The sequence below is a fragment of the Pseudomonas sp. Con_6 genome, from assembly GCF_059379395.1.
Window position 1 is genome coordinate 1,128,685 of record NZ_CM182011.1, and the last position, 21,979, is coordinate 1,150,663.

Here is a 21,979-nt window from a genome sequence, read left to right on the forward strand (position 1 = left end):
CATCAAATTGCTGTATTGTCCTGGTTTCATCCCACCACCCAAGGTCGCCGTATGGCGCGTCTCTACGTCACCCTCAGTCTTCTCCTCTATCTCCTGGCCCTGTGCCTCGACGCCGTGAACCTGAGCGGCGGCAATGTCGTGACGGCCCAGCAAGCCCTGTTCCAGGGGCCCTGGGGCGTAGTCTTCGGCCTGTTCGGCTGGTTCGCCAATCCGCTGTTCGGTCTTGCCCTGCTGCTGCGTCGGCGGCTGCGCTGGCTGTCGCTGTTCTTTGGGGTTTGGGCGTTTTACCTGGCGGTGAAGAGTCATGGCATCGAGCGCTTGCCAGACAACATCAACTACAGCTTCCACGACGTCATCGGTTTTGCGCCAGGCTATTACTTCTGGGCGCTCTCCATCGCTGCCTTCTGTATCGGCCAGGCGTGGTGGTGCAGCCGCGGACGCAACGCCGAAGTGCCCCGCTGGAGCCTGCCGGAGGGCGCACTGGCGCTGTTGCTGCTGGTGGTGATGGTGATCGGTCTGCGCGACGACAACCTGCGTTTCGATCTCGACAAGCTATTCGATGTGCCGCCGTCGGTCTGGGAAATGCCGCCGCCGGCCCGGGACGAGTCGATCTGATGAGCCTCTGATCGGCAGGGTGCAAGGACCTGCGCAATAAACGTCTGATGGAGATCCTGGTCAAGCCAGCTCGTACAGGTCCAGCGGCGCACGTGATCCCTGTGTGGCTGGCTTGCCAACGATTAGTCCATCAGTTGCATCCCAAGGCTCAGGCCTTGCGCTTGAGCGGCTCACCCTCGAACTTCACCCCGGCCAGGCCGTGGGTGATCAGGGCGCGGATATTGCCGTGGTCGCTGCCTTCCGGCGTGGCGAGCACCGAGCGGTAGTGCTCGCCGAACGCCAGCAGCGCTTCCTGGTCGCTCAGGCCTTCCAGCAGGGCCAGGCCCAGGGTCTTGCAGGAGCCTTCGTTCTGCCCCGCATTGCTGACCAGGCCGCCGTTGTCGAAGGCGGTCTGCTGGTAGTCGTAGTGGGCGGCAACGAAGGCCAGGGTGTCGGCGAACACGTGCTCGCCGGTGGCGAGGCTGGCACGCAGGGGGGTCAGGTCAGTCATGCGGTTTTCCTTTGGCGAACGCGGCTTGCTGCTCGGCGCTGGCTTCTTTCTGGTATTGGTTTTTCCACTCGGCGTAAGGCATGCCGTAGACCACCTCGCGGGCGTCATCCAGGCTTACCTCGATCTGGCGTTCATCCGCAGCCGCCTTGTACCACTTGGACAGGCAGTTGCGGCAGAAGCCGGACAGGTTCATCAGGTCGATGTTCTGCACATCGGTGCGGTTGCGCAGGTGTTCGACCAGGCGACGGAACGCGGCCGCTTCGAGTTCAAGTTGTTCTTGCGGAGTCATGGCTGTCTCGGTTTCAGGCGATTCGGTTCTTCAGGTGGCGGCCACCGTTGATGACCACATTGCTGCCGGTGCTGTACTGGCTCTCGAGGAGGAACAGCACGGCGTCGATCAGCGGCTGGGCGCCGGGTTCGAATTCCAGCAGGGCTTTCTTCAAGGTCTGCTGGCGATAGTGTTCGTCACCGCCTTCCTTGAGGATCAGCAGCCCCGGTAGCACGCCGTTCACCCGCACCGTCGGCGCGTACTTCTCGGCGAACGACAGCACCATGTTCTGCAACGCGGCCTTGGTCGCGGCGTAGCCGATATGGCTCTTGCTGCCGCGGGACGAGGTTTCGTCGCAGATGTGGATGATGTCCGACTTGTCCAGCTTGAGCAGTTGCTCGCCCAGGGCCAGGTTGAGGTGATATGGCGCCTCGACGTGCAACTTGAACATGGTAGTGAGGTTGTCGAGGTCGTCGTCGAGCCACAGCGAGGCGTTGTGGACGATCGCCCGCAGGCCGTCATAGCCGCGCAGGTGGTCGATCAGCGCTTCGCGATCGTCTTCGCGGCACAGGTCGGCCTGGAACGGAATGATGTTCGGGTGCGCGGGATGGGTGATCTTGCTGCGGCTGGCGCTGACCACCGTGTGGCCGGCCTGCGCCAGTTGCGTGGCCAGCGCCAGCCCGACTCGCTGGCTGCCACCGGTAACTAGGATTGGGCTGTTCATATGCGGGGACGATCAACTTCTCAGGTTCGCGGTCAGTTGCCAGCATACCCGAACTCACCTGGAATGACCGCCCCCGGCGGGTCAGCGGCTTTCCAGCGATTCGCCGCCGCTGGTCGGTCGCTTCGGCGAGGACGGACGGGCATTCAGCCAGCCGGCCAGCAAGCGGGTCGACAGCGGGATGAAGAAGTACACCATCAATGGCGTCAGGCCCAGGGTGCTGAGCAGGATCCGCGGCAGCAGGCTCAGTTCCGCCAGCCAGTGACCGAACAGCAGGTTGAACGCCAGGGACACCGGGAAGAACGCCAGCCAGATCGCCACGGCCTGCTTCCAGCGCGGCGGACGTTGTGCGGCGTCATTGCCGAACCAGCCTTCGATACCGCTCACGCGTTTTTCCGTAGGCTGCTGGAACAGCCCGTTGCCGCGGGCCAGCCAGGCGCTGCGCGAGGCGGAAAACTCCCAGGCGTGAAGGGTTTTTTCGTCGACGAAGCGAAAGATGATCTGGAATTCGTCGCCCTGGGGTGGCGGGGCCAGCACCCCGGAGCCGAGGTAGCCGGGAAAGTCGGTGGCGAGCTGCTCGCCTTCGTGCAACCAGGCGATCATGTCCTGATAACGGCCCTCGGCAACGCGCCGCGCGACCATCAAGGTAACGGGTGGGGTAGACATCGTGTATCTCCTGGCAAACGGTCGCGGCGGGTAGCCCAGACCTGAACGCCGCCCGGGGTGTTGGGCGGCGTCGGAAAACAAGCAAGGATTATTCCGTAAATAATGTGACCCGTCAGTGTCAGCTTTGACGGACTTCACGCCGATGTTTGATCCGACCTCTGGCGTCCGGGCTAGAATGGTCATCCGTTTCCTACAAATCTGCGGCGTGTCAGGCGATGATCGAGCTTTCCCCGGCGTCACTCAGTGAACGCGGTCTGGACCATGAGGAGCTGTTTCCCATCCGCGAGGTATCGCGACTGACGGGCATCAACCCGGTCACCCTGCGCGCCTGGGAGCGTCGTTATGGGCTGATCCAGCCGACGCGCACCGAAAGTGGGCATCGTTTGTACTCCCACGCCGATATCGACGAGGTTCGCCATATCCTGGGCTGGATCGAACGCGGCGTGGCGGTGAGCAAGGTCGGCAAGATCCTTGCCCGCGACCGCGCGGCGGATAGCCAGCCTCCTGAGCCTGCTAGCACATCCGGCTCCCGGGATCATGAGCAGTGGCGCAATCAACTGCGCCAGGCGGTGCAGATGTTCGACGATCTGCGCCTGGAGCGGCTCTACGGCCAGGTATTTGCCAGTTATCCACTGGCCGTGGTGTTCCAGGACATCCTCATGCCGTTGTGGCTGGAACTGCGCATGGCCCACGAAGGTTTCGGTCGTGCCAGCGAATGGTTGTTCCTCGATAGCTTCCTGCGTGCCCGTGCCTGGCAGCGCCTGCAACTGGCGCGAGAGGAGCAGTCCAGTCGCGTACTGCTGGCGGGCCTGCCCGAGCAATGCCGCGAGCTGGAATTGCTGGTCTGCGCGCTGTTGCTGGGCAGTAGCGATGTTGAGGTCTTAGTGCTCGCGCCCGGGCAGCCGTTGGAGGAGTTGACCCTGGTTTGCGAACGCAGGTCGCCGGATGCGCTGGTGTTGTTCTCCAATCACGCGCCCGCCGCCGATTTGCCCAAGCGCCTGGCACGCACTGCCCTGGCACTGGACTGCCCGCTGCTGTTCGCTGGCGAGGCGTCGGAAATGGCCCAGGACAGCCTGGTCGGCTCGCAGATCGTCTGCCTTGGCGGGGAAGGGCGGTTGATGCGGCGGCGTTTGCAGCAGTGCCTGGACGGCCATCTCGACAGCTAGGCGAAATGCACTTGCGGATGGGTGCGGCGGTGCTGTTGCAGCATGTACTGACGTAGCCTTTCGATTTCTTCGGGCTGGCGCTGGCTCAACTGATAGGCCGCCAGGCCTTCGATGGTAAGGCGTTGCAGGGTGCCGCGCAGAGCGATGGGGGCAATGCCGTCGGGGGCGAACCAGAGGTTGAAGGTTTTCGGCGCCTTGCGCCCCTCCGGCAGTTCCACCAGCACGCCCTTGAAGGAAATCTCCCGCACTTTGAGGCCACTACTCAGGCCCAGTTGGTCTTCCAGCATCACCGGCTGCTCCAGGGTCAGGCGCCAGGGCCGCACCACCTCACCCTCCTCGAAGATGCTCGGCGCGCCCAGTTGCAGGTGCAAGGCATGGAATTCGTCTTCCACCAGTTGCAACGGGAAGCTCATCTGCTGGTTGTCCAGCCGTGCGTGCACAGTGACCTGCTCGCTGGCTACCAGGCGGGTGAGCAGCTGCTGCACCTCGCGGCGACCGTTGAGGCGTAACGTCGCGTTGGGGTCCACGCGGTTGAGCTGGGGCGAGCGGTGCACGCTCTGGATGAAATCCAGTTCGTCCTGGGTCAGAAGGGCATCGGCTTGCATGGGAATGACTGCTGCGATTTTCCGGGTGATCGATGGACCGCGAAACGGTGCCTTTGTTAGGACCGTTGGTCGTTTTCCAGGCGCTGGATGTGCGCCCGCGCTTCGGCCAGTTGCTGTTTCAGTTCGGCCACTTGCTGTTCGGCCTCGACCTGACGGGTGACATCCTTCTGGATGCCGATGAAATAGGTGAGCTGGTCGGCTTCGTTGAACACCGGCGTGATCGACAGCTCGTTCCAGAACACGCTGCCGTCCTTGCGGTAGTTGCGCAGGACCTCGCGGCACGGCTGGCGGCTATTCAGAGCCTGGCGGATCCGTGCGAGAGCCGGTTGGTCGCGGTCCTCGCCCTGGAGGAAGCGGCAGTCACGGTAGAGGATGTCGTTGGCCTCATAGCCACTCAGGCGCTCGAACGCCGGGTTCACGTAGATCAGGATGGTGTCTTCGTCGCCTTCCTGTTCGGCGACCACGATGCCATCGTTGGAGGCATCGATCATGCGTTGCAGCAGTGTGGCGTTGATCATCGCGAGGTCCGGCGCAGGGGCGAGAGGAGTGGGCGATTCTAGTGCATGTAGGGCCAAGGGATAAGGCCTTTTGCCAGCCATCGGTGCTAGTATCCTACGCTTTTGCTCAGATACGGAATTCGTCATGAAAGTGGTCATCCTGTCCGGTTCGGTCTACGGCACCGCCGAAGAAGTTGCTCGTCACGCCCAGTCACTGCTCAAGGCCGCGGGTTTCGATGCCTGGCACGCCGCCCGTGCCACCCTTGCCGATGTCCAGGCCTTCGCCCCCGAGGCGTTCCTGGCCGTGACTTCCACCACGGGCATGGGCGAGTTGCCAGACAGCCTGGTGCCGCTGTTCAGCGAGATCCGCGACAGCCTGCCCGCCGCCTGGCGCGGCCTGCCGGGCGCGGTGCTGGCGCTGGGTGATTCCAGCTATGGCGACACCTTCTGCGGCGGCGGCGAGCAGTTGCGCGAGTTGTTCGCCGAGCTGGGGATCAAGGAAGTCCAGCCGATGCTGCGCCTGGATGCCAGCGAAACCGTGACCCCGGAAGTCGACGCCGAGCCTTGGCTGGCCGAGTTCGGCAACGCGCTGCGCGGCTGAATCCCCGGCAAATCTCTTGGCAAACCCTGTGGGAGCGAGCAAGCTCGCTCCCACAGGTTCCTGTAGATACCCATGTCCCTCTGCGCCGAGCCATTCGGCGCCTGTCCTGCAAGGTCATCAAGCTGGCTGCCAAGGAAACTTTCGCTTCGCCTGCGCCTGACTATGCTGTCCGGCAGAGCACAGAAAAATGTGCCGTCACCCCGACACTTACAACAATCACCAGCCGAGAAAGCCGCAATGCCACTGGCAGAGATTCCTCTGTGCGTCTGGCGGACACGGAGCCTGGGATTCACGTTCCGCGGCCAGAGCATTCGCTATTGGACGGCAGGGCAGGGAGAGCCACTGCTACTCATACACGGATTTCCAACCGCCAGCTGGGACTGGCATTACCTCTGGCAGCCGCTGGCCCAGCGCTTTCGCGTGATCGCTTGCGACATGCTCGGCTTCGGCGATTCCGCCAAGCCGCCGGGGCACCGCTACAGCCTGCTGGAGCAGGCTGACCTGCAACAGGCCCTGCTGGCGCACCTGCATATCGAGGAGCCTGTGCATCTCCTCGCCCATGACTATGGCGGCAGCGTCGCCCAGGAATTGCTGGCGCGGCATAACGAAGGTCGCCTCGCTATCGCCAGTTGCGTCTTTCTCAATGCCGGGCTGTTTCCGGAGTGCCATCGTCCCTTGCTGCTCCAGCGCCTGCTGATCAGCCGCCTCGGCTGGCTGGTGGCCCGCACCTTCGACCGCGACGACCTGGTGCGCAATGTCGGGCAGATCTACGGCCCCGGCACCCAGCCCAGCGAAAGCGCGCTGGATGATTGCTGGAGCCTGATCGTGTCGAACCGCGGCAATCGCATCCTGCACCGTCTGTCGGCCTATCTGACCGAGCGCCAGTCCCACCGCCAGCGCTGGGTCGGCGCCCTGCAGGCGGCCCGCCTGCCGCTGCGTTTCATCAATGGCGCTGCGGACCCGCTATCCGGCGCCCATATGGTCGAGCGCTACGAGGAACTGGTGCCCGAGCCCGATACCGTGCTGCTGCATGGCATCGGCCACTACCCCCACACCGAGTCGCCGTGCCAGGTGCTCAGCCATTACCTGGACTTCCGTCACCAACCGCTGGCATGGAGCCCGCAGAAGGTCGCCTGGTCCTGACCCAAGCGTCACTTATTACCCGCCATTCAGCGCCCGCCCGGTTCGTTGTCCGGGGCCGGGCGCTGGCTGACACTGGCCGTTCCGTTCCCTGTTCAGTTGGAGTTGAGCCATGACCGATTCGGTGCGCCTGGAAGATAGAGTGGTGATCGTCACGGGGGCCGGTGGCGGCCTGGGCCGGGCTCATGCCCTGTTGTTCGCCCGCCATGGGGCGAAGGTGGTGGTCAACGACCTGGGCGGCTCGACCCACGGCGAAGGCGCCAATGCCTCGGCGGCCGATCGGGTGGTCGCGCAAATCCGCGAAGCCGGTGGCGAGGCGGTAGCCAACCATGACTCGGTGACCGATGGTCAGCGCATCGTCGAACAGGCCCTGGACAGCTTTGGCCGGGTCGACGTGGTGGTGAACAACGCCGGCATCCTGCGCGACAAGACCTTCCACAAAATGGAGGATCCGGACTGGGACCTGGTCTACAAGGTTCACGTCGAAGGTGCCTACAAGGTGACCCGCGCCGCCTGGCCGCACCTGCGCGAACAGAACTGGGGGCGGGTGATCTTCACTTCGTCGACCTCGGGCATCTACGGCAACTTCGGTCAGGCCAACTACGGCATGGCCAAGCTCGGCCTCTACGGTCTGACCCGCACCCTGGCCCTGGAGGGGCGCAAGAGCGGCGTGCTGGTCAACGCCATCGCCCCGACCGGTGGCACGCGGATGACTGAAGGACTGATTCCGCCGCAGGTCTTCGAGCAGCTCAAACCCGAACTGATCAGCCCGCTGGTGGTGTACCTGGGCAGTGAGCAGTGCCAGGACAGCGGCAACCTCTATGAGGTGGGCGGCGGCTGGATCGGTCAGGTGCGCTGGGAGCGCAGCCTGGGTGTCGGTTTCGATCCGCAGGGCGGTTTCAGCGTCGAGGAAGTGGCGGCCAACTGGGGCCGGATCGGCGACTTCGAAGGCGCCGTGCACCCGCGTGACAGCCTGGAAGCCTTGCAGCAAATGATGGCCAACCTGCAGAAGTTCGCCAAGGTCTGAGTTCGCGTGCGTCCTGTCGCTGTCGCCTATGCTGGAATGCTTTGACCGCGACAGGAGTACGCAGCATGTATGAATCGAAGAACGAGGCCGTCATTTCCGCCGCAGCCTTTCGCAGCCGCCTGCTACTGCATGCGCTGGGGGCCGTGTTGCTGCTGGTGGGCTCGATCCTGATCGGCGTGGCCGGGCACTTGTATTTCGAGAGCGGGGTGCAGTGGTACGACGCGGCATTCAACGCCACCTTGCTGACGGGGGGGATGGGGCCGGTGACTTTGCCGGAGACCCAGGGCGGCAAGCTGTTCTTCGCGGTGTACGGGTTGTATGTGGGGCTGGTGTTCGTCGCCAGTATCGGGCTGATCCTGGCGCCGGTGGCGCATCGGTTGTTGCACCGGTTTCATTGCGATTGAAGCCGACGCGGCCGGTGTGGGAGTGCAGTACAGAAATAAAAAAGGCCGCTGCAAAGGCAGCGGCCAAATAAGACGCAGATCAAGGAGCTTCAAAATCAACGTCGGTGAACTGAAGGAAGACACTTCACAACAACAATCGGGGAGCACTCTAGGGGGAGAGCATTAACCGATCGTTAAGGGGCGCGAGGTGTCAACTTCGCGCCTTGGCGAACACCGGGTCGTCAAGGCAGGAGAAGGATAGTCAGACCTGACCCGCGGAAAAATAGTGCTTTCTGACATTCACTGTTGCATCGACGGCAACAGTGCACCAATTCAGTTCACTGCGCCTGCTCATAGCCCATGCGCCAGCTGATGGCCTTCGCGGCAGCGAGCAACTGGCGCGCCGCCGGGCCTTCTTCGTCGGCGTGGAAGATCGAGGTCGGGCCGACCACGGTGATCACCGCGACGATCTGGCCCATGGCGTTGAACACCGGCGCCGACAGGGCATCGACCCCCGGCATCAGCAGGCCATGCACATGGTGCAGGCCGCGTTCGCGGATGCTGGCGAACAGGCTGACGTAGTGGCTGGCATCCTGTCCCGACTGCGCCAGCTCCCGGTCCCGCAACTCGATGGTTTCCCGCTCCGGCAAATAGGCGCCGAACACCAGGCCGGTGGACGAACTGAGCAGCGGCAGCACCGAGCCGATCTGGGTGACCACGGTTACCGCGCGCACCGCCGGTTCGATGTTCACCACGGTGGCGCCCTGGTTGCCCCATACCGCGATGAAGCAGCTCTCGTTGAGCTGGTCGCGCAATTCCGAGAGCGGCACCGCCGCCACCTTCAGCACATCCATCCCGCCCAGCGCGGCCAGGCCCACGCGCAGTGCCTCGCGGCCCAGGCCGTAGTGGTTGGTGGCCGGGTCCTGCTCGGCGAAGCCACTGGCGATCAATGCCTGCAGATAGCGGTGCACCTTGCTCGCCGGCATGTCCACATGCTCGGCCAGGCGCGACAGCGAAGTGGCCGGCGCCAGCTGTGCCAGGGCCTTGAGGATATCGGTGCCGACCTCCGCCGAGCGGACCTTCTGTTTGCCGTTGTCGGCGGGGGGCGTGGCTTTGCTCATGGTCGGTTTCACTGTGCGGAGCGGGGGGAGGGCGTCTTTATAGCTTGACGACCCTTGGCGATCAAATTACGTTATGCGTAATCGAATTACGAATAACAATAACCGGCCTGTCGGCCAGGAGGCTCGATGAACTCCGATTTTCCTTCCGCCCTCGCTTACCAGAGCGGCTTCGGCAACGAATTCGCCAGCGAGGCCCTGCCCGGCGCCCTGCCGGTTGGCCAGAACTCCCCGCAGAAAGCCCCCTACGGCCTGTACGCCGAACTGCTGTCGGGCACGGCCTTCACCATGAGCCGCCACGAACAGCGCCGGACCTGGCTGTACCGCATCCGTCCGTCCGCGCTGCACCCGGCGTTCGTGCGCCTGGAGCGCCAGCTGGCCGGTGGCGGGCTCGGTGAGGTGACGCCCAATCGTCTGCGCTGGAGCCCACTGGAGCTGCCGGCCGAGCCGACCGACTTCATCGACGGCTGGGTGACCATGGCGGCCAACTCGGCAGGGGAAAAACCGGCTGGCATCAGCATCCATTGCTACCGTGCCAACCGCTCTATGGAGCGGGTGTTCTTCAATGCCGACGGCGAACTGCTGCTGGTGCCGCAACTGGGCCGCCTGCGCCTGGCCACCGAGCTGGGCGTGCTGGAAGTGGAACCGCTGGAAATCGCGGTGATCCCACGTGGCATGAAGTTCCGCGTCGAACTGCCGGACGGCGAGGCCCGCGGCTATATCGCCGAGAACCACGGCGCGCCGCTACGCATCCCGGACCTCGGCCCGATCGGCAGCAACGGCCTGGCCAACCCGCGCGACTTCCTCGCCCCGGTGGCGCACTACGAAGAGCAGGATGGCCCGGTGCAACTGGTGCAGAAGTTCTGCGGCGAACTCTGGGGCTGCGAACTGCAGCACTCGCCGTTGGACGTGGTCGCCTGGCACGGCAACAACGTGCCGTACAAGTACGACCTGCGCCGCTTCAACACCATCGGCACGGTCAGCTACGACCACCCCGATCCGTCGATTTTCACCGTGCTGACCTCGCCCACCAGCGTGCCGGGCATGGCCAACCTCGACTTCGTGATCTTCCCGCCGCGCTGGATGGTGGCCGAGAAGACTTTCCGTCCGCCATGGTTCCACCGCAACCTGATGAACGAGTTCATGGGCCTGATCAAGGGCGAGTACGACGCCAAGGCCGATGGCTTCCTGCCCGGCGGCGCCTCGCTGCACGGCTGCATGAGCGCCCACGGTCCGGACGCCGAGACCTGCGCCAAGGCCATTGCCGCGGACCTTGCGCCGAACAAGATCGACAACACCATGGCCTTCATGTTCGAGACCAGCCAGGTGCTGCGTCCGAGCCGCCATGCCCTGGACTGCCCACAGTTGCAGAACGACTACGATAGTTGCTGGGCCACGCTGCCAAGCACCTTCACCCCGAATCGGAGACAAGCATGAATCAGACCGCCATTGCCCGCAGTTGGGTGGAAAGCGCCAACGGGCATAGCGACTTCCCGCTGCAGAACCTGCCGCTGGGGATCTTCAGCCGCGCCGGTGGCGAACGCCGCTGTGGCGTGGCCATCGGCGACGCCATCCTCGACCTGGAGGCGGTATTGGCTGCCGGCCTGTTCGACGGTGAAGCCCGGGCCGCTGTCGAAGCCACCCGGGGTGACGCGCTGAACGCCTTCTTCGCCCTGGGCCGCGGCGCCCGCGTTGCTCTGCGCGAGCGGCTGCTGGCGCTGCTGGGTGAAGGTAGCGAGCATCAGGATGCACTGAAAGCTGCGCTATATCCGGCCAGCGCCTGCGAACTGCACCTGCCGGCGCGGATCGGCGACTACACCGACTTCTACGTCGGCATCGAGCACGCGAAGAACGTCGGCAAGCTGTTCCGCCCGGACAACCCGCTGCTGCCCAACTACAAGCATGTGCCGATCGGCTACCACGGCCGCGCCTCGACCATCCGCCCGTCCGGTGCCGATGTGCGCCGGCCCAAGGGCCAGACCCTGCCGGCCGGGCAGAGCGAGCCGAGCTTCGGCCCGTGCGCACGCCTGGACTACGAACTGGAACTGGGGATCTGGATCGGCCAGGGCAACGAGCTGGGCCAGCCGATCCCGGTGGGCGACGCCGCCGAGCATATCGCCGGCTTCTGCCTGCTGAACGACTGGTCGGCGCGGGATATCCAGGCCTGGGAATACCAGCCGCTGGGGCCGTTCCTGTCCAAGAGCTTCATTTCCACGGTATCGCCGTGGGTGGTCACCGCCGAGGCCCTGGCGCCGTTCCGTTGCGCCCAGCCAGCCCGTCCGAACGGTGATCCGCAGCCGCTGTCCTACCTTCTGGACACGCGCGACCAGGCCGGTGGCGCCTTCGATATCGAGCTGGAAGTGCTGCTGCTCACCGAGCGCATGCGCGAGCAGAACCTGCCGGCCCATCGCCTGACCTTGAGCAACACCCTGAGCATGTACTGGACCGTGGCGCAGATGGTCGCGCATCACAGCGTCAATGGTTGCCAGCTGCAGCCGGGCGACCTGTTCGGTTCCGGCACCCTGTCCGGTGCCGAGCCTGGCCAGTTCGGCAGCCTGCTGGAGATCACCGAGGGCGGCAAGCACCCGGTGGAACTGGCGTCGGGCGAGGTGCGCAAGTTCCTCGAAGACGGCGACGAAATCATCCTGCGTGCCCGCGCCAAGCGTGATGGCGTGGCCAGCATCGGCTTTGGCGAATGTCGCGGCAAGGTCGTTGCGGCGCACTGAGAGGCCTGAGGCATGGAACTGTTCACCTACTACCGCTCCACTTCGTCGTACCGGGTGCGTATCGCACTCGCGCTCAAGCAGCTGGAATTCCACTCGCTGCCGGTCAACCTGCTCAAGGGCGAGCAGCGCGAGGAACATTTCCTCGCACTCAACCCCCAAGGCCGGGTGCCGGCACTGAAGGCCGACTCCGGTGAGTTGCTGGTGCAGTCGCCGGCGATCATCGAGTACCTGGAGGAGGTGTATCCACAGCCGGCATTGCTGCCCCATGATCCGGTGCAGCGTGCCCGGGCCCGGGGCGTGGCGGCTCTTATCGGTTGCGATATCCACCCGTTGCACAATGTCAGCGTGCTCAATCGCCTGCGCGAACTGGGGCAGGACGAGGCGGCGGTGAGCCAGTGGATCGGTCACTGGATCAGCCAGGGGCTGGCGGCGGTGGAACAGCTGATCGGTGATGAGGGCTTCTGCTTCGGTGACGAGCCGGGGCTGGCGGATGTGTACCTGATTCCCCAGGTGTATGCGGCCAAGCGCTTCAATATCGACCTGGGCGGCTATCCGCGGATTTTGCGGGTGGTGGGGCTGGCGGAGGAGCATCCGGCGTTCGTGCTGGCGCATCCTTCGCGCCAGCCGGATACCCCGGCAGCCGGGTGACAGCCTACGCCTACCCTGTGGGAGCGGGTTCACCCGCGATAGCGTCGGTGAATTCACTACCGTAATCGCGGGTAAACCCGCTCCCACAGTTGGTCGCGTAAACCTACGATCAATGCACCGATCGTTTCCCACTGGGCAAATGACTCAACCGCTCCGTCAGCCGCAACCGCTGGATCGGATCATCGGTCAGCAACAAGGCATGCTCCAGATCGAATCGCTCCGCCTGCGGACACTCCAGATGCTGGTACAAGGTCGCCCGCGCCAGGTAGTCACTGGCCAGCGCCGGCCCCAGTTGCAGCACACGTTCGGCGTCCCTCAACGCTGCCAGGTCATCGTCTTGGGTCGAGTGCAACTGGCGCAGGTTGCGTGACAGCCGCTGCAGCATCTGCCTCGGCGTGGCCGTCTGCAGATGTTCCTTGCTCAACACCATCTGCGGTCCGAACTGCCGCCCCAGCAATTCCCGACAATCCGCCGGATACAGCCGCCGTCCGCCACAGGGATCGAGCAGATGATCCGCCCCTGGTACGCGCAGGAGGAAATGTCCGGGAAAATTCACCCCCTCCAGTGGAATCGATAACCCCCGGGCCAGCTCCAGGCTGAGCAGGGCCAGCGCCAACGGCTGCCCGCGCCGCCTGACCAGCACCTGATCGAGCAACGCAGCCTGCGGTCGCAGCGGATGGTATTCGTCTTCCTGGAACCCCAGCGCGCACAGTTTGCGCAGCAGCGGCTGGGCCAGTTCTTGCAACGGCAGCAGCGGCAGGTCGTTGCTGATCTCGTGCTGCAGGTCTTTCACCGCGCGCATCACCCGCGCCGGCTCCACCGTGCCATCGTGCTCGACAGCAATCCACAACCCGGCCTCGAACAAAGCCGGGGGCGTGCGTTCCAGACAGGCCAGGCAGGCTTGGCGTGGGTTCATGGCGGTCTCCGCTGAGAGCTACTGTTTTAGCCCCGGGGAATCGTTTCGTCCAGTGTCCGGGCAGGCGCCGAAGTGCCACCTATACTGGATGGAGCACTTGAACGAGGGCTCGTAGATGTTCGCTCTCATGCAAAGCACCCGCACCCAGTCACTGCACCTGTGTGTAGACCCGCCCACCGGCCTCAAAGCGGTGATCGCGATTCACAACGAGCACTTGGGGCCCGCGCTGGGCGGCTGTCGCTACCTCGCCTACCCGGACGACGACAGCGCCATGACCGATGCCATTCGCCTGGCCCAGGGCATGACCTACAAGGCCGCCCTGGCTGGCCTGCCGTTGGGCGGCGGTAAGGCGGTGATCATCCGCAACCCCCATGTTGAAAACCGCGCGGCGCTGTTCGAGGCGTTCGGGCGTTTCGTCGAATCCCTTGAAGGTCGCTTTATCACCGCTATCGACAGCGGCACCTCGACCCTGGACATGGACTGCATTGCCCAGTCCACCCGCCACGTGACCAGTACCACTCGCGCTGGCGACCCGTCGCCGCATTCGGCCATGGGCGTGTTCGCCGGCATTCGCGCCACCTCGATGGCGCGCCTGGGCAGCGACAACCTGGAAGGCTTGCGCGTGGCGGTGCAGGGGCTGGGCAATGTCGGCTATGCGTTGGCCGAGCAACTGCATGCGGCGGGGGCCGAGTTGCTGGTCAGCGATCATGATCGGGGAAGGGTACAGCTGGCGATGGAACAGTTTGGCGCGCAACCGGTGGCTGCGGAGGCCTTGGTGGGCACACCCTGCGATATCTTCGCCCCGTGCGGGCTGGGTTCGATCCTCACCGGGCAGAGCGTGATGCAACTGCGCTGCGCGGCGGTGGCCGGCTCGGCGAACAACCAGCTGACCAGCCTGCAAGTGGCCGATCAGTTGGAAAACCGCGGTATTCTCTACGCCCCGGACTACATCATCAACTCCGGCGGGCTGATCTACGTGGCGCTGACCCACCAGGGCGTGACGCCCGCCGACATCACCGCGCACCTGGCGCGGATTCCCACCCGGCTCACCGAGGTGTTCGCCCACGCCCAGGCAGAAAAACGCTCGCCGGCGCGGGTCGCCGAACAGCTTGCCGAGCGTCTTGTATACGGCGGCTGAGGCTTATTCCTCGGCCGCGGTACCGTCCAGCAGTTCCGACAGCGCGTCCGGCTGGCTCTTGAAGGCCTTGGCGAACACGTCGCGATTCTTCGCCATGTAGATGCCGATGTCGTCGACCTGCTGTTCATCCAGCGACGGCACGGCCTTCTTCAGGACTTCAGCCAGCATTTCCGCAAGCTCAAGCATCTTGTCGTGACGATCTGCTTCGGCTTTATCCATGAACAAACGCTCCAGGTCGCGGCTGCTGCGGTACACCACTTCGACGGCCATTCATCACCTCACGCCTTTCTCGAAAATTGGGGGAATACGAATACTGGGTATTTATACAGTAATCGTCCGGCATTGGATAGTGGCCTTTTTATAGCCCAGTTTTTGCACCTTGATGGCGAGACGGCGTGTCTTGCGGCAATCGGTCGCCTTCTCAAGCGAGGCCGCTGGCCTTTTTACTGCATGCAGGCAAAGCGTCATGTGCCTGCCGCATCCTCCTCCAGGCCGTATCAGGGAAACTGCATCGTGAACATCAAATGGGCTGAAAAACTGCGCAAGGGCCTGCACGGCACCGCCGACTCGCTGGGTAACCTCTGCGTCGAATCGTTCCACTACCTGGCCTTGTTCGGGATTGGCGGGATCACTGCCTATGCCGCGGTGATGACCTTCCTCGACATGCTCGGCAAGGGCGGCGTGAGTGTCGACGACATCCTCTTGCTGTTCATCTACCTCGAACTGGGCGCGATGGTGGGGATCTACTTCAAGACCAACCACATGCCGATCCGCTTCCTGCTCTACGTGGCAATCACCGCGCTGACCCGCCTGCTGATCGGCGACGTGTCGCACCACAAGGCACCGGATGAAGGCCTGCTGTACCTGTGTGGCGGGATCCTGCTGCTGTCGTTCTCGATCCTGGTGGTGCGCTATGCGTCGTCGCGTTATCCGTCGAGCCGGGTGATCGATGCCAATGGCAAGGATGTGGAGGAGGGCAGGTAGTCTTTCTTTGCTCTTTCGGGCTTCATCGCGGGCAACGGCCGCTCCCACAAGGACCGCCAAGAACTTGTGGGAGCGAGCGTTGCCCGCGATGAGGCCCGAAAGGCATGACCTTATAACCAAACGATCTGCAAGATTTCCCCGCCTCGTTCCACAGGGGGTCATAGCCATGACTCAGGACCTCCGCCATGCCCAACTACCTCGACGACGCCCAGCGCGATGAAGTGCTGCGCCTGCAGTCCAGCTTCCTCGGCCGCAGCGAATGGCCGACCTGGCTGCTGCTGATCGGGGTCTACGCCGGCTGGTTCGCCCTGATGCTGGCCAGTCCGCTGCTCGGAACGTGGCCGACGACGCTGTTGCTGATCCCGCTGCTGGTCCTCTGGCTGTCGCTCCAGCACGAGCTGCTCCACGGCCATCCAACCCGCTTCCCGTGGCTGAACAAACTGCTCGGCTACGCCCCCTTCGCCGTCTGGTACCCCTACACTCTGTACCGCGACAGCCACCTGCAGCATCACCGCGACGAAGACCTGACCCTGCCCGGCATCGACCCGGAAAGCCGCTACCTCAGCCGCCGTCACTGGCCCCGCACGTCCTGGCTGGCGCGGGCCTTGCGCTGGCTGGACAAGACCGTACCCGGCCGCCTGCTGACCGGTGCCCCGCAGGCGCTGTCCGGTCTCGCCCGCGAGGAATTCATCCGGCTGAAGCAGGGCGATCGCCAGGCCTGGCAGATGTGGCTGAGCCACGGCGCCTGCACTTTGCTGATGTTCGCCTTCATCACCGAATACAGCGCCCTGTCGGTCAGCCAGTACCTGTTCTTCGCCAGCGTGCCTGCCCTGTCCCTGGCCATGCTGCGCTCGTTCTACGAACACCGTCCCGCCGCCCGTCCGGAGCAGCGCAGCGTGCTCAACGAGGCAGGCTGGCCGCTGAGCTGGCTGTTCCTGCACCTCAACCTGCACCTGGTGCATCACGACCTGCCGGGCCTGCCGTGGTACTTCCTGCCCCGGGTCTATCGCCAGCGCCGCGAGCAGTGGCTGGCACGCAGCGGTGGTTTCCTGGTGCGCGGCTATGGCGAGCTTTTGCGCCGTCACGTCGTGCGGCCGATCGATAGCCCCGCACACCCCTTTGCCTGAACCGGAGTCACCCATGGCCTATGCCGAACTGCTGATGTACGTGGCACCGTCCCGGGTATGCGAGGCCAGCGAAGCCTGGCTGCAGCGCACCCTGGCGGTGCTCGGTGCCCGCCGCGACGACGCCAGCCACCTGGACCTGCCGGCGCTGTGGTTGTCGCGCGACTTGCTGTTCACCCAGACCTGCGGCTACCCGCTGATGACCCTGCTGCGAGACAAGGTCAAGGTCATCGGCCGCCCCGTCTACGAACTGCCCCACGCCACCGCCGGTAACCATCACAGCCTGCTGCTGGCCCGCGCCGACGATCCGCGCAGCGCGCTGGAGGACTTCTTCGACAGCCACGGCCTGGTCAACAGCCCTGACTCCAACTCCGGAATGAACCTGCTGCGCCATCGCCTCGCGCCCTTGCAGCGCGACGGCCGCTTCTTCTCCGCGATCAGCTATACCGGCGGCCATCGCGACAGCCTGCGCGCCCTGCGCGAAGGACGGGGCGACCTGGCTGCTATCGACAGCGTCACCTATGGCTACCTCGCCCGGGACCACAGCGAGGAAGTCGCCGGCTTCAAGCTTGTCGCCCTCAGTGCGCCCAGTCCGAGCCTGCCCTTCATCGGCCCGGCCCATCTCGATGACGCCGCCGTGCAACGCATCCGCGAGGCACTGAACCAGGGGCTGCCTGAATTTGCCGACGCCCTGGCGATCCGCGAGATCCTTCCCGCCAGTGCCGCCGACTACCAGATCCTTCTGGATTACCGCGACGCTGCCGCCCGGCAGGGCCTGCCCGAACTAATTTCCGAATCGAATAAATGAATGAAATTTAAATATTTTTAAAGAATAAGCAGTCCCTCTAGCATGGCGTCACCGGACCACCGGACATTTCACGCAATCCTCCTTCTGGAGTCGTTCATGTCCGGTTTCGACACGTCCCACAGCGATTACGTTGGCGGTCTTTTCCGCAGCCATTATTCCTGGCTGTGCTCGCGCCTGCGCCGGCACCTGGGCGATGGCGGCGCGGAAGACATCGCTGCCGACACCTTCGTGCAACTGCTCAGCGCCCCGGTGGCCGAGCCGATCCGTCAGCCCCGGGCGCTGCTCACCACCATCGCCCAGCGCCTGATGTACCAGCTCTGGCGCCGCCGCGACCTGGAGCGCGCCTACCTCGAGGCCTTGCAGCACGACGACCAGGCCGAGGCGCCCTCGCCGGAGGCATTGGCGCAGATGCTCGAAGCGTTGCAGATCATCGATAACCTGCTCGACGGCCTGCCGGCCAAGGTCAAGGCGACCTTCCTGCTGTCCCAGGTCAACGGCCTCACCTACCCTGAGATCGCCGCACAACTGGGCATCTCCCAGCGCTCGGTGAGCGACTACATGGCCAAGGCCATCCACCGTTGCCTCAAGGCCAGCCTGGAGTGACATGAGCAGCGAACAGGAACACCTGATCGAACAAGCCACGCGCTGGATCGTCCTGCTGCGCTCCGGCCAGGCCAGCGAAGCGGATCGCCAGGCGTTCCTGGCCTGGCGCGCTCGCGACCCACGCCACGAGCAGCTGTGCCTGCGCCTGGAGCGCACCCTTGGCGTATTCCAGGTGCCGATCGCCCAGGGCGTGGATGGCGGCGTGCTGCAACGTGCGCTGAACGCACCGTCGAGTCGGCGCAAGGTATTGCAGCGGGCCTTGCTCGGCGCCGGGCTGATGATCGGCGGCGGCTGGAGCCTCAGCCCGTCGCTGGAGTCCTTGCAGGCCGATATCTCCACCGGCATCGGCCAGCGCCAGACCGTACAACTGGAAGACGGCAGTGAATTGCTGCTCAACGCCCAGAGCGCGGTGGACGTACGTTTTGATGGCCAGCGCCGACTGCTCGAATGGCGCGGCGGGGAAGGGCTGCTGCACGTGGCCGGCGACCGCCGCCCGTTTATCTTGCGTACCAGTGGCGGCGAGGTATATGCCCGGGACGCCCGGGTGCTGCTGCGTGATCGTGGCGGGGAATGCCGGGTCGGCGCGCTGGAGGCGCCGTTGCAGATCGTTACTCGCGGTGGTGACCGCCTGCAGTTGCAGGCCGGCCAGGAGGTCAGCTACGACCGCTATCGTTTCGGCCTGGTGCGCGCCGTACGCAGCGGCGACAGCGCCTGGATCAATGGCCTGCTGGAAGTGCGCGACAGTCCGCTGAGCGAAGTGATCGAGGCACTGCGTCCCTATCGCCATGGCGTCCTGCGCCTCGACCCGGCCATCGCCGGGTTGCGGGTCAGCGGCTTGTACCGCCTGGACCAGAGCGACCTGGTCCTGGAAGCCCTGGGCCGCACCTTGCCGATCCGCATCACGCGGCGCAGTGATTACTGGGTCACCCTGGTCCCGGCGTGATCCGGTTCTAAGCCCATAACCAAACGATCTGCAAGTTTTCCCCGGCCCGCGCCACAACCCTCCCGTAAGCGCTGCCGAGGGAGCAGCGTCGTTTGATTCCGTGGGGGGAATCGCAGTGCACAAGAACCGACACAACACCATTCGCAACGCCCTGGCCATCGGCCCGCTGCTGGGCCTGCTGGTCAGCACCGCCGCCCTGGCCGAAGAGGCGCGACAGACCTATCACATCAATCCGGGCCCGCTGGACGAAGTGCTGCTGAGCATCAGCCGGCAGAGCGGCCAGGTGATTTCCTTCACTCCGGACGTTGGCCGTTTTTCTTCGGCGCGGGTCGACGGCAGCCTGTCCGCCGAGCAGGCCATCAGCGCCGCCCTGCGCGGTACTGGCCTGGCCCTGGAAGTCAGCCCGAGCGGCGCCTTCATCATCAAGGACCGCGGCAACGTGCCGTCGGCCAGCACCGCTGCTGCGGCGAGCAGCGTGGCCAGGCAGGATACCGCCGCCAGCGTGCCGACCCTGGACCGGGTGGTCGCCCTGGGCACCCGGCGTAGCGATGCCACGGCCCTGACCAGTGCCGCGCCGGTGGACGTGATCAACAACGAAGAGCTGGTGCAGACCGGCGCCACCACCCTGAACCAGGCGCTGTTCCAGTTGCTGCCGTCGTTCAACTTCCCGCAGAACCAGAGTGCCACCCGCGGGCAGAACCCCAAGGGAGCCTCGCTGCGCGGCCTGGCCCCGGACCAGACCCTGGTGCTGGTCAACGGCAAGCGCCGGCATGCTTCCGCGGTGGTGAACATTTCCGGCGGCGTGCCGTTCATTGGCTCGCAGCCGGTGGACCTGGACATGATCCCGATCAGCGCCATCGACCACGTCGAGGTGCTGCGCGATGGCGCCTCGGCGCAGTACGGTTCGGACGCGGTGGCCGGGGTGGTCAATATCGTCCTCAAGGAGCGCGACAGCGGCGGCCAGCTCAACACCCAGGTGGGCAAGTACGGTCAGGGCGACGGCTTCAGCAAGAGTGCCGATGGCTGGTATGGCCTCGGCCTGCCGGGGGATGGCTTCCTGACCCTGAGTTTCAACGGGGTGAACACCAAACCCACCGATATCGGCGACCAGTACGCGGCCGGTGGTACCTGGCAGGACCCGCGCTGGGGCGGTGCGTCCCGCGACAAGTACAACCTCGCGGCCAATGCCGAGGTCGGCCTCAACGACCAGTGGCGCCTGTACAGCTTCGCCACCTTCGGCCAGGACAAGTCGGTGAACAACACGCCGCCGCTGCTGGCCTCCAACCCCAACAACGTTGCGGCGATCTACCCCAACGGTACCATTCCCAGGTACCGCTACCGCTACGAGGATGCCTCGTTCACCGTCGGCTCGCGCTTCGACGACGCGACCCTCGGGCGCCTGGATATCAGCGCCACCTATGGCCGCGACAAGCATGACGAGCTGGCCTTCGATACGGTCAATCCGAGCTACGGCGCCAACAGTCCGACCAAGTTCGATGTCGCTACCCTGGTCAACGAGCAGACCAACCTCGGCATCGACTACGCCAAGGACCTGGCCGTGGGCTGGTCGGACAACCCGCTGACGGTGTCCGCCGGTCTGGCCTACCGCCACGAGCAGTACCGCCTGGAGGAGGGCGACTACGACTCCTATTCCTTCGGCGGCATCGGCGGCGTGCAGGTCGGCGCGGTGCAGGCTTCGGGCCTGATGCCGGACGATGCCGGGACCTACAAGCGCGATGTCGGCGGGGTGTACTTCGGCCTGGAGAACCAGGTCACCGACAGGTTCCAGGTGGGCATCGCCGGGCGCACCGAGCACTACTCGGACTTCGGCTCGGCGACCACCGGCAAGATTTCCGCACGCTACGAGCTGACCCCGCAGGTCGGCGTGCGCGCCACCATCAACAGCGCCTACCGCGCGCCGACCCTGGGCCAGATCGGTACCTCGTGGACCACCACCACCAACGTCGACGTCAACGGCAACCCGGTGCTGACCCGCATCCTCCCGGTCGATCACCCGGCGGCCCAGGCCCTTGGCGCCGAGGCGCTCAAGCCGGAGAAGTCCACCAACTACTCGCTGGGCCTGGTACTGCGTCCGAGCGAACAGGCCTCGCTGACCATCGACGCCTACCAGATCACCATCCGTGACCGCCTGCTCTACAGCGGCGGCATTTCCGGGCCGGACGCCGAGCGCATCCTCGCGGCCGCCGGCTACGGGCAGTACAGCTGGGCGCAGTTCATGACCAACGCGGCCAACACCCGTACCCGGGGTGTCGACATCGTCGGCAAGTACAACCTCGACCTGGAGCGCTTCGGCAACCTGGCGCTGTCGGCGGGCTACACCCGGGCGCGCACCACTATCGAATCGGTGAACGCCAACCCCTACGGCTTCGACGTGCTGACCCGGGAAGCGCGGGGCTATCTGGAGCATGGCTATCCAGAAGACAAGCTGGTGCTCGGCGCGGTGCATCGCTACGGGCCGTGGACCGTCAGCCTGGCCCAGACCCGTTTCGGCGAGTACCGCAAGTACGCGGCGTCGGCGGCCAACGCGCAGTACGACCAGACCTTCTCGGCGCAATGGACCACCGACCTGGACGTGAACTACGCGTTCAGCAAGCAACTGAAGCTGTCGGTGGGGGCCAACAACCTGTTCGACAACAAGCCGGATGACTTCAACCTGCGCCTGCGGCAGACACCGGGGCAGCAGTACAGCTACCTCGCGCCGTCGGCACCGGAGGGGGCGTTCTACTACACCAAGCTGACCTACGACTTCTGATCCTTCTGGGGCCGCTGTG

25 protein-coding genes are annotated in these 21,979 nt (G+C 64.8%); 16 read left to right on the plus strand and 9 right to left on the minus strand.

Features of this window, described 5'->3' with window-relative positions; genetic code table 11:
* Window positions 1-51 precede the first annotated feature (51 nt).
* Complete coding sequence (locus AC5QPF_RS05165; RefSeq protein WP_494962291.1) at window positions 52-615, plus strand: hypothetical protein; 564 nt, start codon at window positions 52-54, stop codon at window positions 613-615.
* A 148-nt stretch (window positions 616-763) separates the two neighbouring features.
* Here AC5QPF_RS05165 and AC5QPF_RS05170 read toward each other — a convergent pair whose 3' ends face one another.
* From AC5QPF_RS05170 to AC5QPF_RS05185, 4 genes are all read right to left on the minus strand, one after another.
* The gene (locus tag AC5QPF_RS05170; RefSeq protein ID WP_494962292.1) at window positions 764-1,105 is read right to left on the minus strand and encodes a HopJ type III effector protein; all 342 of its coding nucleotides are present in this window, start codon (window positions 1,103-1,105) and stop codon (window positions 764-766) included.
* On the minus strand, window positions 1,098-1,394 hold the full coding sequence (locus tag AC5QPF_RS05175; RefSeq protein ID WP_494962293.1) for a DUF1244 domain-containing protein: 297 nt from the start codon (window positions 1,392-1,394) through the stop codon (window positions 1,098-1,100). Before AC5QPF_RS05175 ends, AC5QPF_RS05170 begins: the two co-directional genes overlap by 8 nt.
* 13 nt (window positions 1,395-1,407) lie before the next feature.
* The gene (gene folM, locus AC5QPF_RS05180) at window positions 1,408-2,097 is read right to left on the minus strand and encodes a dihydromonapterin reductase (protein ID WP_494962294.1); all 690 of its coding nucleotides are present in this window, start codon (window positions 2,095-2,097) and stop codon (window positions 1,408-1,410) included.
* An 81-nt stretch (window positions 2,098-2,178) separates the two neighbouring features.
* Window positions 2,179-2,760 carry an antibiotic biosynthesis monooxygenase gene (locus tag AC5QPF_RS05185; protein ID WP_494962295.1) on the minus strand — a complete coding sequence of 194 codons (582 nt, stop codon included), beginning with the start codon at window positions 2,758-2,760 and terminating at the stop codon, window positions 2,179-2,181.
* Window positions 2,761-2,975: 215 nt separating this feature from the next.
* Between AC5QPF_RS05185 and AC5QPF_RS05190 the strand changes: the two genes are divergently transcribed.
* Window positions 2,976-3,926: a MerR family transcriptional regulator gene (locus AC5QPF_RS05190; RefSeq protein ID WP_494962296.1), complete on the plus strand. Its 951-nt coding sequence runs from the start codon at window positions 2,976-2,978 to the stop codon at window positions 3,924-3,926.
* Here the strand turns inward: AC5QPF_RS05190 and AC5QPF_RS05195 are convergent.
* The gene (locus AC5QPF_RS05195; RefSeq protein ID WP_494962297.1) at window positions 3,923-4,531 is read right to left on the minus strand and encodes a hypothetical protein; all 609 of its coding nucleotides are present in this window, start codon (window positions 4,529-4,531) and stop codon (window positions 3,923-3,925) included. The genes AC5QPF_RS05190 and AC5QPF_RS05195 overlap by 4 nt on opposite strands.
* 56 nt (window positions 4,532-4,587) lie before the next feature.
* The gene (locus AC5QPF_RS05200; RefSeq protein WP_494962298.1) at window positions 4,588-5,049 is read right to left on the minus strand and encodes a PAS domain S-box protein; all 462 of its coding nucleotides are present in this window, start codon (window positions 5,047-5,049) and stop codon (window positions 4,588-4,590) included.
* 124 nt (window positions 5,050-5,173) lie between these two features.
* On the opposite strand from AC5QPF_RS05200, the gene AC5QPF_RS05205 reads away from it, so the two are divergent.
* From AC5QPF_RS05205 to AC5QPF_RS05220, 4 genes are all read left to right on the plus strand, one after another.
* The gene (locus AC5QPF_RS05205) at window positions 5,174-5,629 is read left to right on the plus strand and encodes a flavodoxin (RefSeq protein ID WP_494962299.1); all 456 of its coding nucleotides are present in this window, start codon (window positions 5,174-5,176) and stop codon (window positions 5,627-5,629) included.
* A gap of 237 nt (window positions 5,630-5,866) precedes the next feature.
* On the plus strand, window positions 5,867-6,772 hold the full coding sequence (locus tag AC5QPF_RS05210) for an alpha/beta fold hydrolase (protein ID WP_494962300.1): 906 nt from the start codon (window positions 5,867-5,869) through the stop codon (window positions 6,770-6,772).
* A 109-nt stretch (window positions 6,773-6,881) separates the two neighbouring features.
* Window positions 6,882-7,796 (plus strand): SDR family NAD(P)-dependent oxidoreductase, encoded by a 915-nt coding sequence (locus tag AC5QPF_RS05215; protein ID WP_494962301.1) that lies wholly within the window; start codon window positions 6,882-6,884, stop codon window positions 7,794-7,796.
* 65 nt (window positions 7,797-7,861) lie between these two features.
* Entirely contained in the window at window positions 7,862-8,200 is a 339-nt protein-coding gene (locus tag AC5QPF_RS05220) for a hypothetical protein (RefSeq protein ID WP_494962302.1), read from the plus strand.
* A gap of 317 nt (window positions 8,201-8,517) precedes the next feature.
* Here the strand turns inward: AC5QPF_RS05220 and AC5QPF_RS05225 are convergent, their stop codons facing one another.
* Window positions 8,518-9,300, minus strand: a complete 783-nt coding sequence (locus AC5QPF_RS05225; RefSeq protein WP_494962303.1) for an IclR family transcriptional regulator domain-containing protein — start codon at window positions 9,298-9,300, stop codon at window positions 8,518-8,520.
* A gap of 126 nt (window positions 9,301-9,426) precedes the next feature.
* Between AC5QPF_RS05225 and hmgA the strand changes: the two genes are divergently transcribed.
* From hmgA to maiA, 3 genes are read left to right on the plus strand one after another with little or no spacing between them, the layout of a single operon-like run.
* Window positions 9,427-10,734, plus strand: coding sequence for a homogentisate 1,2-dioxygenase (hmgA, locus tag AC5QPF_RS05230; protein ID WP_494962304.1), 1,308 nt, complete (start codon window positions 9,427-9,429; stop codon window positions 10,732-10,734).
* Window positions 10,731-12,023: a fumarylacetoacetase gene (gene fahA / locus AC5QPF_RS05235; protein ID WP_494962305.1), complete on the plus strand. Its 1,293-nt coding sequence runs from the start codon at window positions 10,731-10,733 to the stop codon at window positions 12,021-12,023. The genes hmgA and fahA overlap by 4 nt, the downstream gene beginning before the upstream one ends.
* Before the next feature lie 12 nt (window positions 12,024-12,035).
* Entirely contained in the window at window positions 12,036-12,671 is a 636-nt protein-coding gene (maiA, locus tag AC5QPF_RS05240; protein ID WP_494962306.1) for a maleylacetoacetate isomerase, read from the plus strand.
* 109 nt (window positions 12,672-12,780) lie between these two features.
* Here the strand turns inward: maiA and AC5QPF_RS05245 are convergent, their stop codons facing one another.
* Window positions 12,781-13,587 carry a transglutaminase family protein gene (locus AC5QPF_RS05245; protein WP_494962307.1) on the minus strand — a complete coding sequence of 269 codons (807 nt, stop codon included), beginning with the start codon at window positions 13,585-13,587 and terminating at the stop codon, window positions 12,781-12,783.
* A 115-nt stretch (window positions 13,588-13,702) separates the two neighbouring features.
* Between AC5QPF_RS05245 and AC5QPF_RS05250 the strand changes: the two genes are divergently transcribed.
* On the plus strand, window positions 13,703-14,725 hold the full coding sequence (locus AC5QPF_RS05250; RefSeq protein WP_494962308.1) for a Glu/Leu/Phe/Val dehydrogenase dimerization domain-containing protein: 1,023 nt from the start codon (window positions 13,703-13,705) through the stop codon (window positions 14,723-14,725).
* 3 nt (window positions 14,726-14,728) lie between these two features.
* Here the strand turns inward: AC5QPF_RS05250 and AC5QPF_RS05255 are convergent, their stop codons facing one another.
* Window positions 14,729-14,995, minus strand: a complete 267-nt coding sequence (locus AC5QPF_RS05255) for a YebG family protein (RefSeq protein ID WP_458975278.1) — start codon at window positions 14,993-14,995, stop codon at window positions 14,729-14,731.
* A gap of 243 nt (window positions 14,996-15,238) precedes the next feature.
* Between AC5QPF_RS05255 and AC5QPF_RS05260 the strand changes: the two genes are divergently transcribed.
* The 6 genes from AC5QPF_RS05260 to AC5QPF_RS05285 all read left to right on the plus strand — a co-directional run bounded on the left by AC5QPF_RS05260 (window position 15,239) and on the right by AC5QPF_RS05285 (window position 21,960).
* On the plus strand, window positions 15,239-15,709 hold the full coding sequence (locus AC5QPF_RS05260) for a phosphate-starvation-inducible protein PsiE (RefSeq protein ID WP_330076160.1): 471 nt from the start codon (window positions 15,239-15,241) through the stop codon (window positions 15,707-15,709).
* Between the two features lie 185 nt (window positions 15,710-15,894).
* On the plus strand, window positions 15,895-16,836 hold the full coding sequence (locus AC5QPF_RS05265; RefSeq protein WP_494962309.1) for a fatty acid desaturase: 942 nt from the start codon (window positions 15,895-15,897) through the stop codon (window positions 16,834-16,836).
* Window positions 16,837-16,849: 13 nt separating this feature from the next.
* Window positions 16,850-17,641: a PhnD/SsuA/transferrin family substrate-binding protein gene (locus AC5QPF_RS05270; protein ID WP_494962310.1), complete on the plus strand. Its 792-nt coding sequence runs from the start codon at window positions 16,850-16,852 to the stop codon at window positions 17,639-17,641.
* Between the two features lie 96 nt (window positions 17,642-17,737).
* Window positions 17,738-18,244, plus strand: a complete 507-nt coding sequence (locus AC5QPF_RS05275; protein WP_494962311.1) for a sigma-70 family RNA polymerase sigma factor — start codon at window positions 17,738-17,740, stop codon at window positions 18,242-18,244.
* Between the two features lies 1 nt (window position 18,245).
* Window positions 18,246-19,187: a DUF4880 domain-containing protein gene (locus tag AC5QPF_RS05280; protein ID WP_494962312.1), complete on the plus strand. Its 942-nt coding sequence runs from the start codon at window positions 18,246-18,248 to the stop codon at window positions 19,185-19,187.
* A 115-nt stretch (window positions 19,188-19,302) separates the two neighbouring features.
* Window positions 19,303-21,960 carry a TonB-dependent receptor domain-containing protein gene (locus AC5QPF_RS05285; protein ID WP_494962313.1) on the plus strand — a complete coding sequence of 886 codons (2,658 nt, stop codon included), beginning with the start codon at window positions 19,303-19,305 and terminating at the stop codon, window positions 21,958-21,960.
* The last annotated feature ends 19 nt before the right edge of the window (window positions 21,961-21,979 follow it).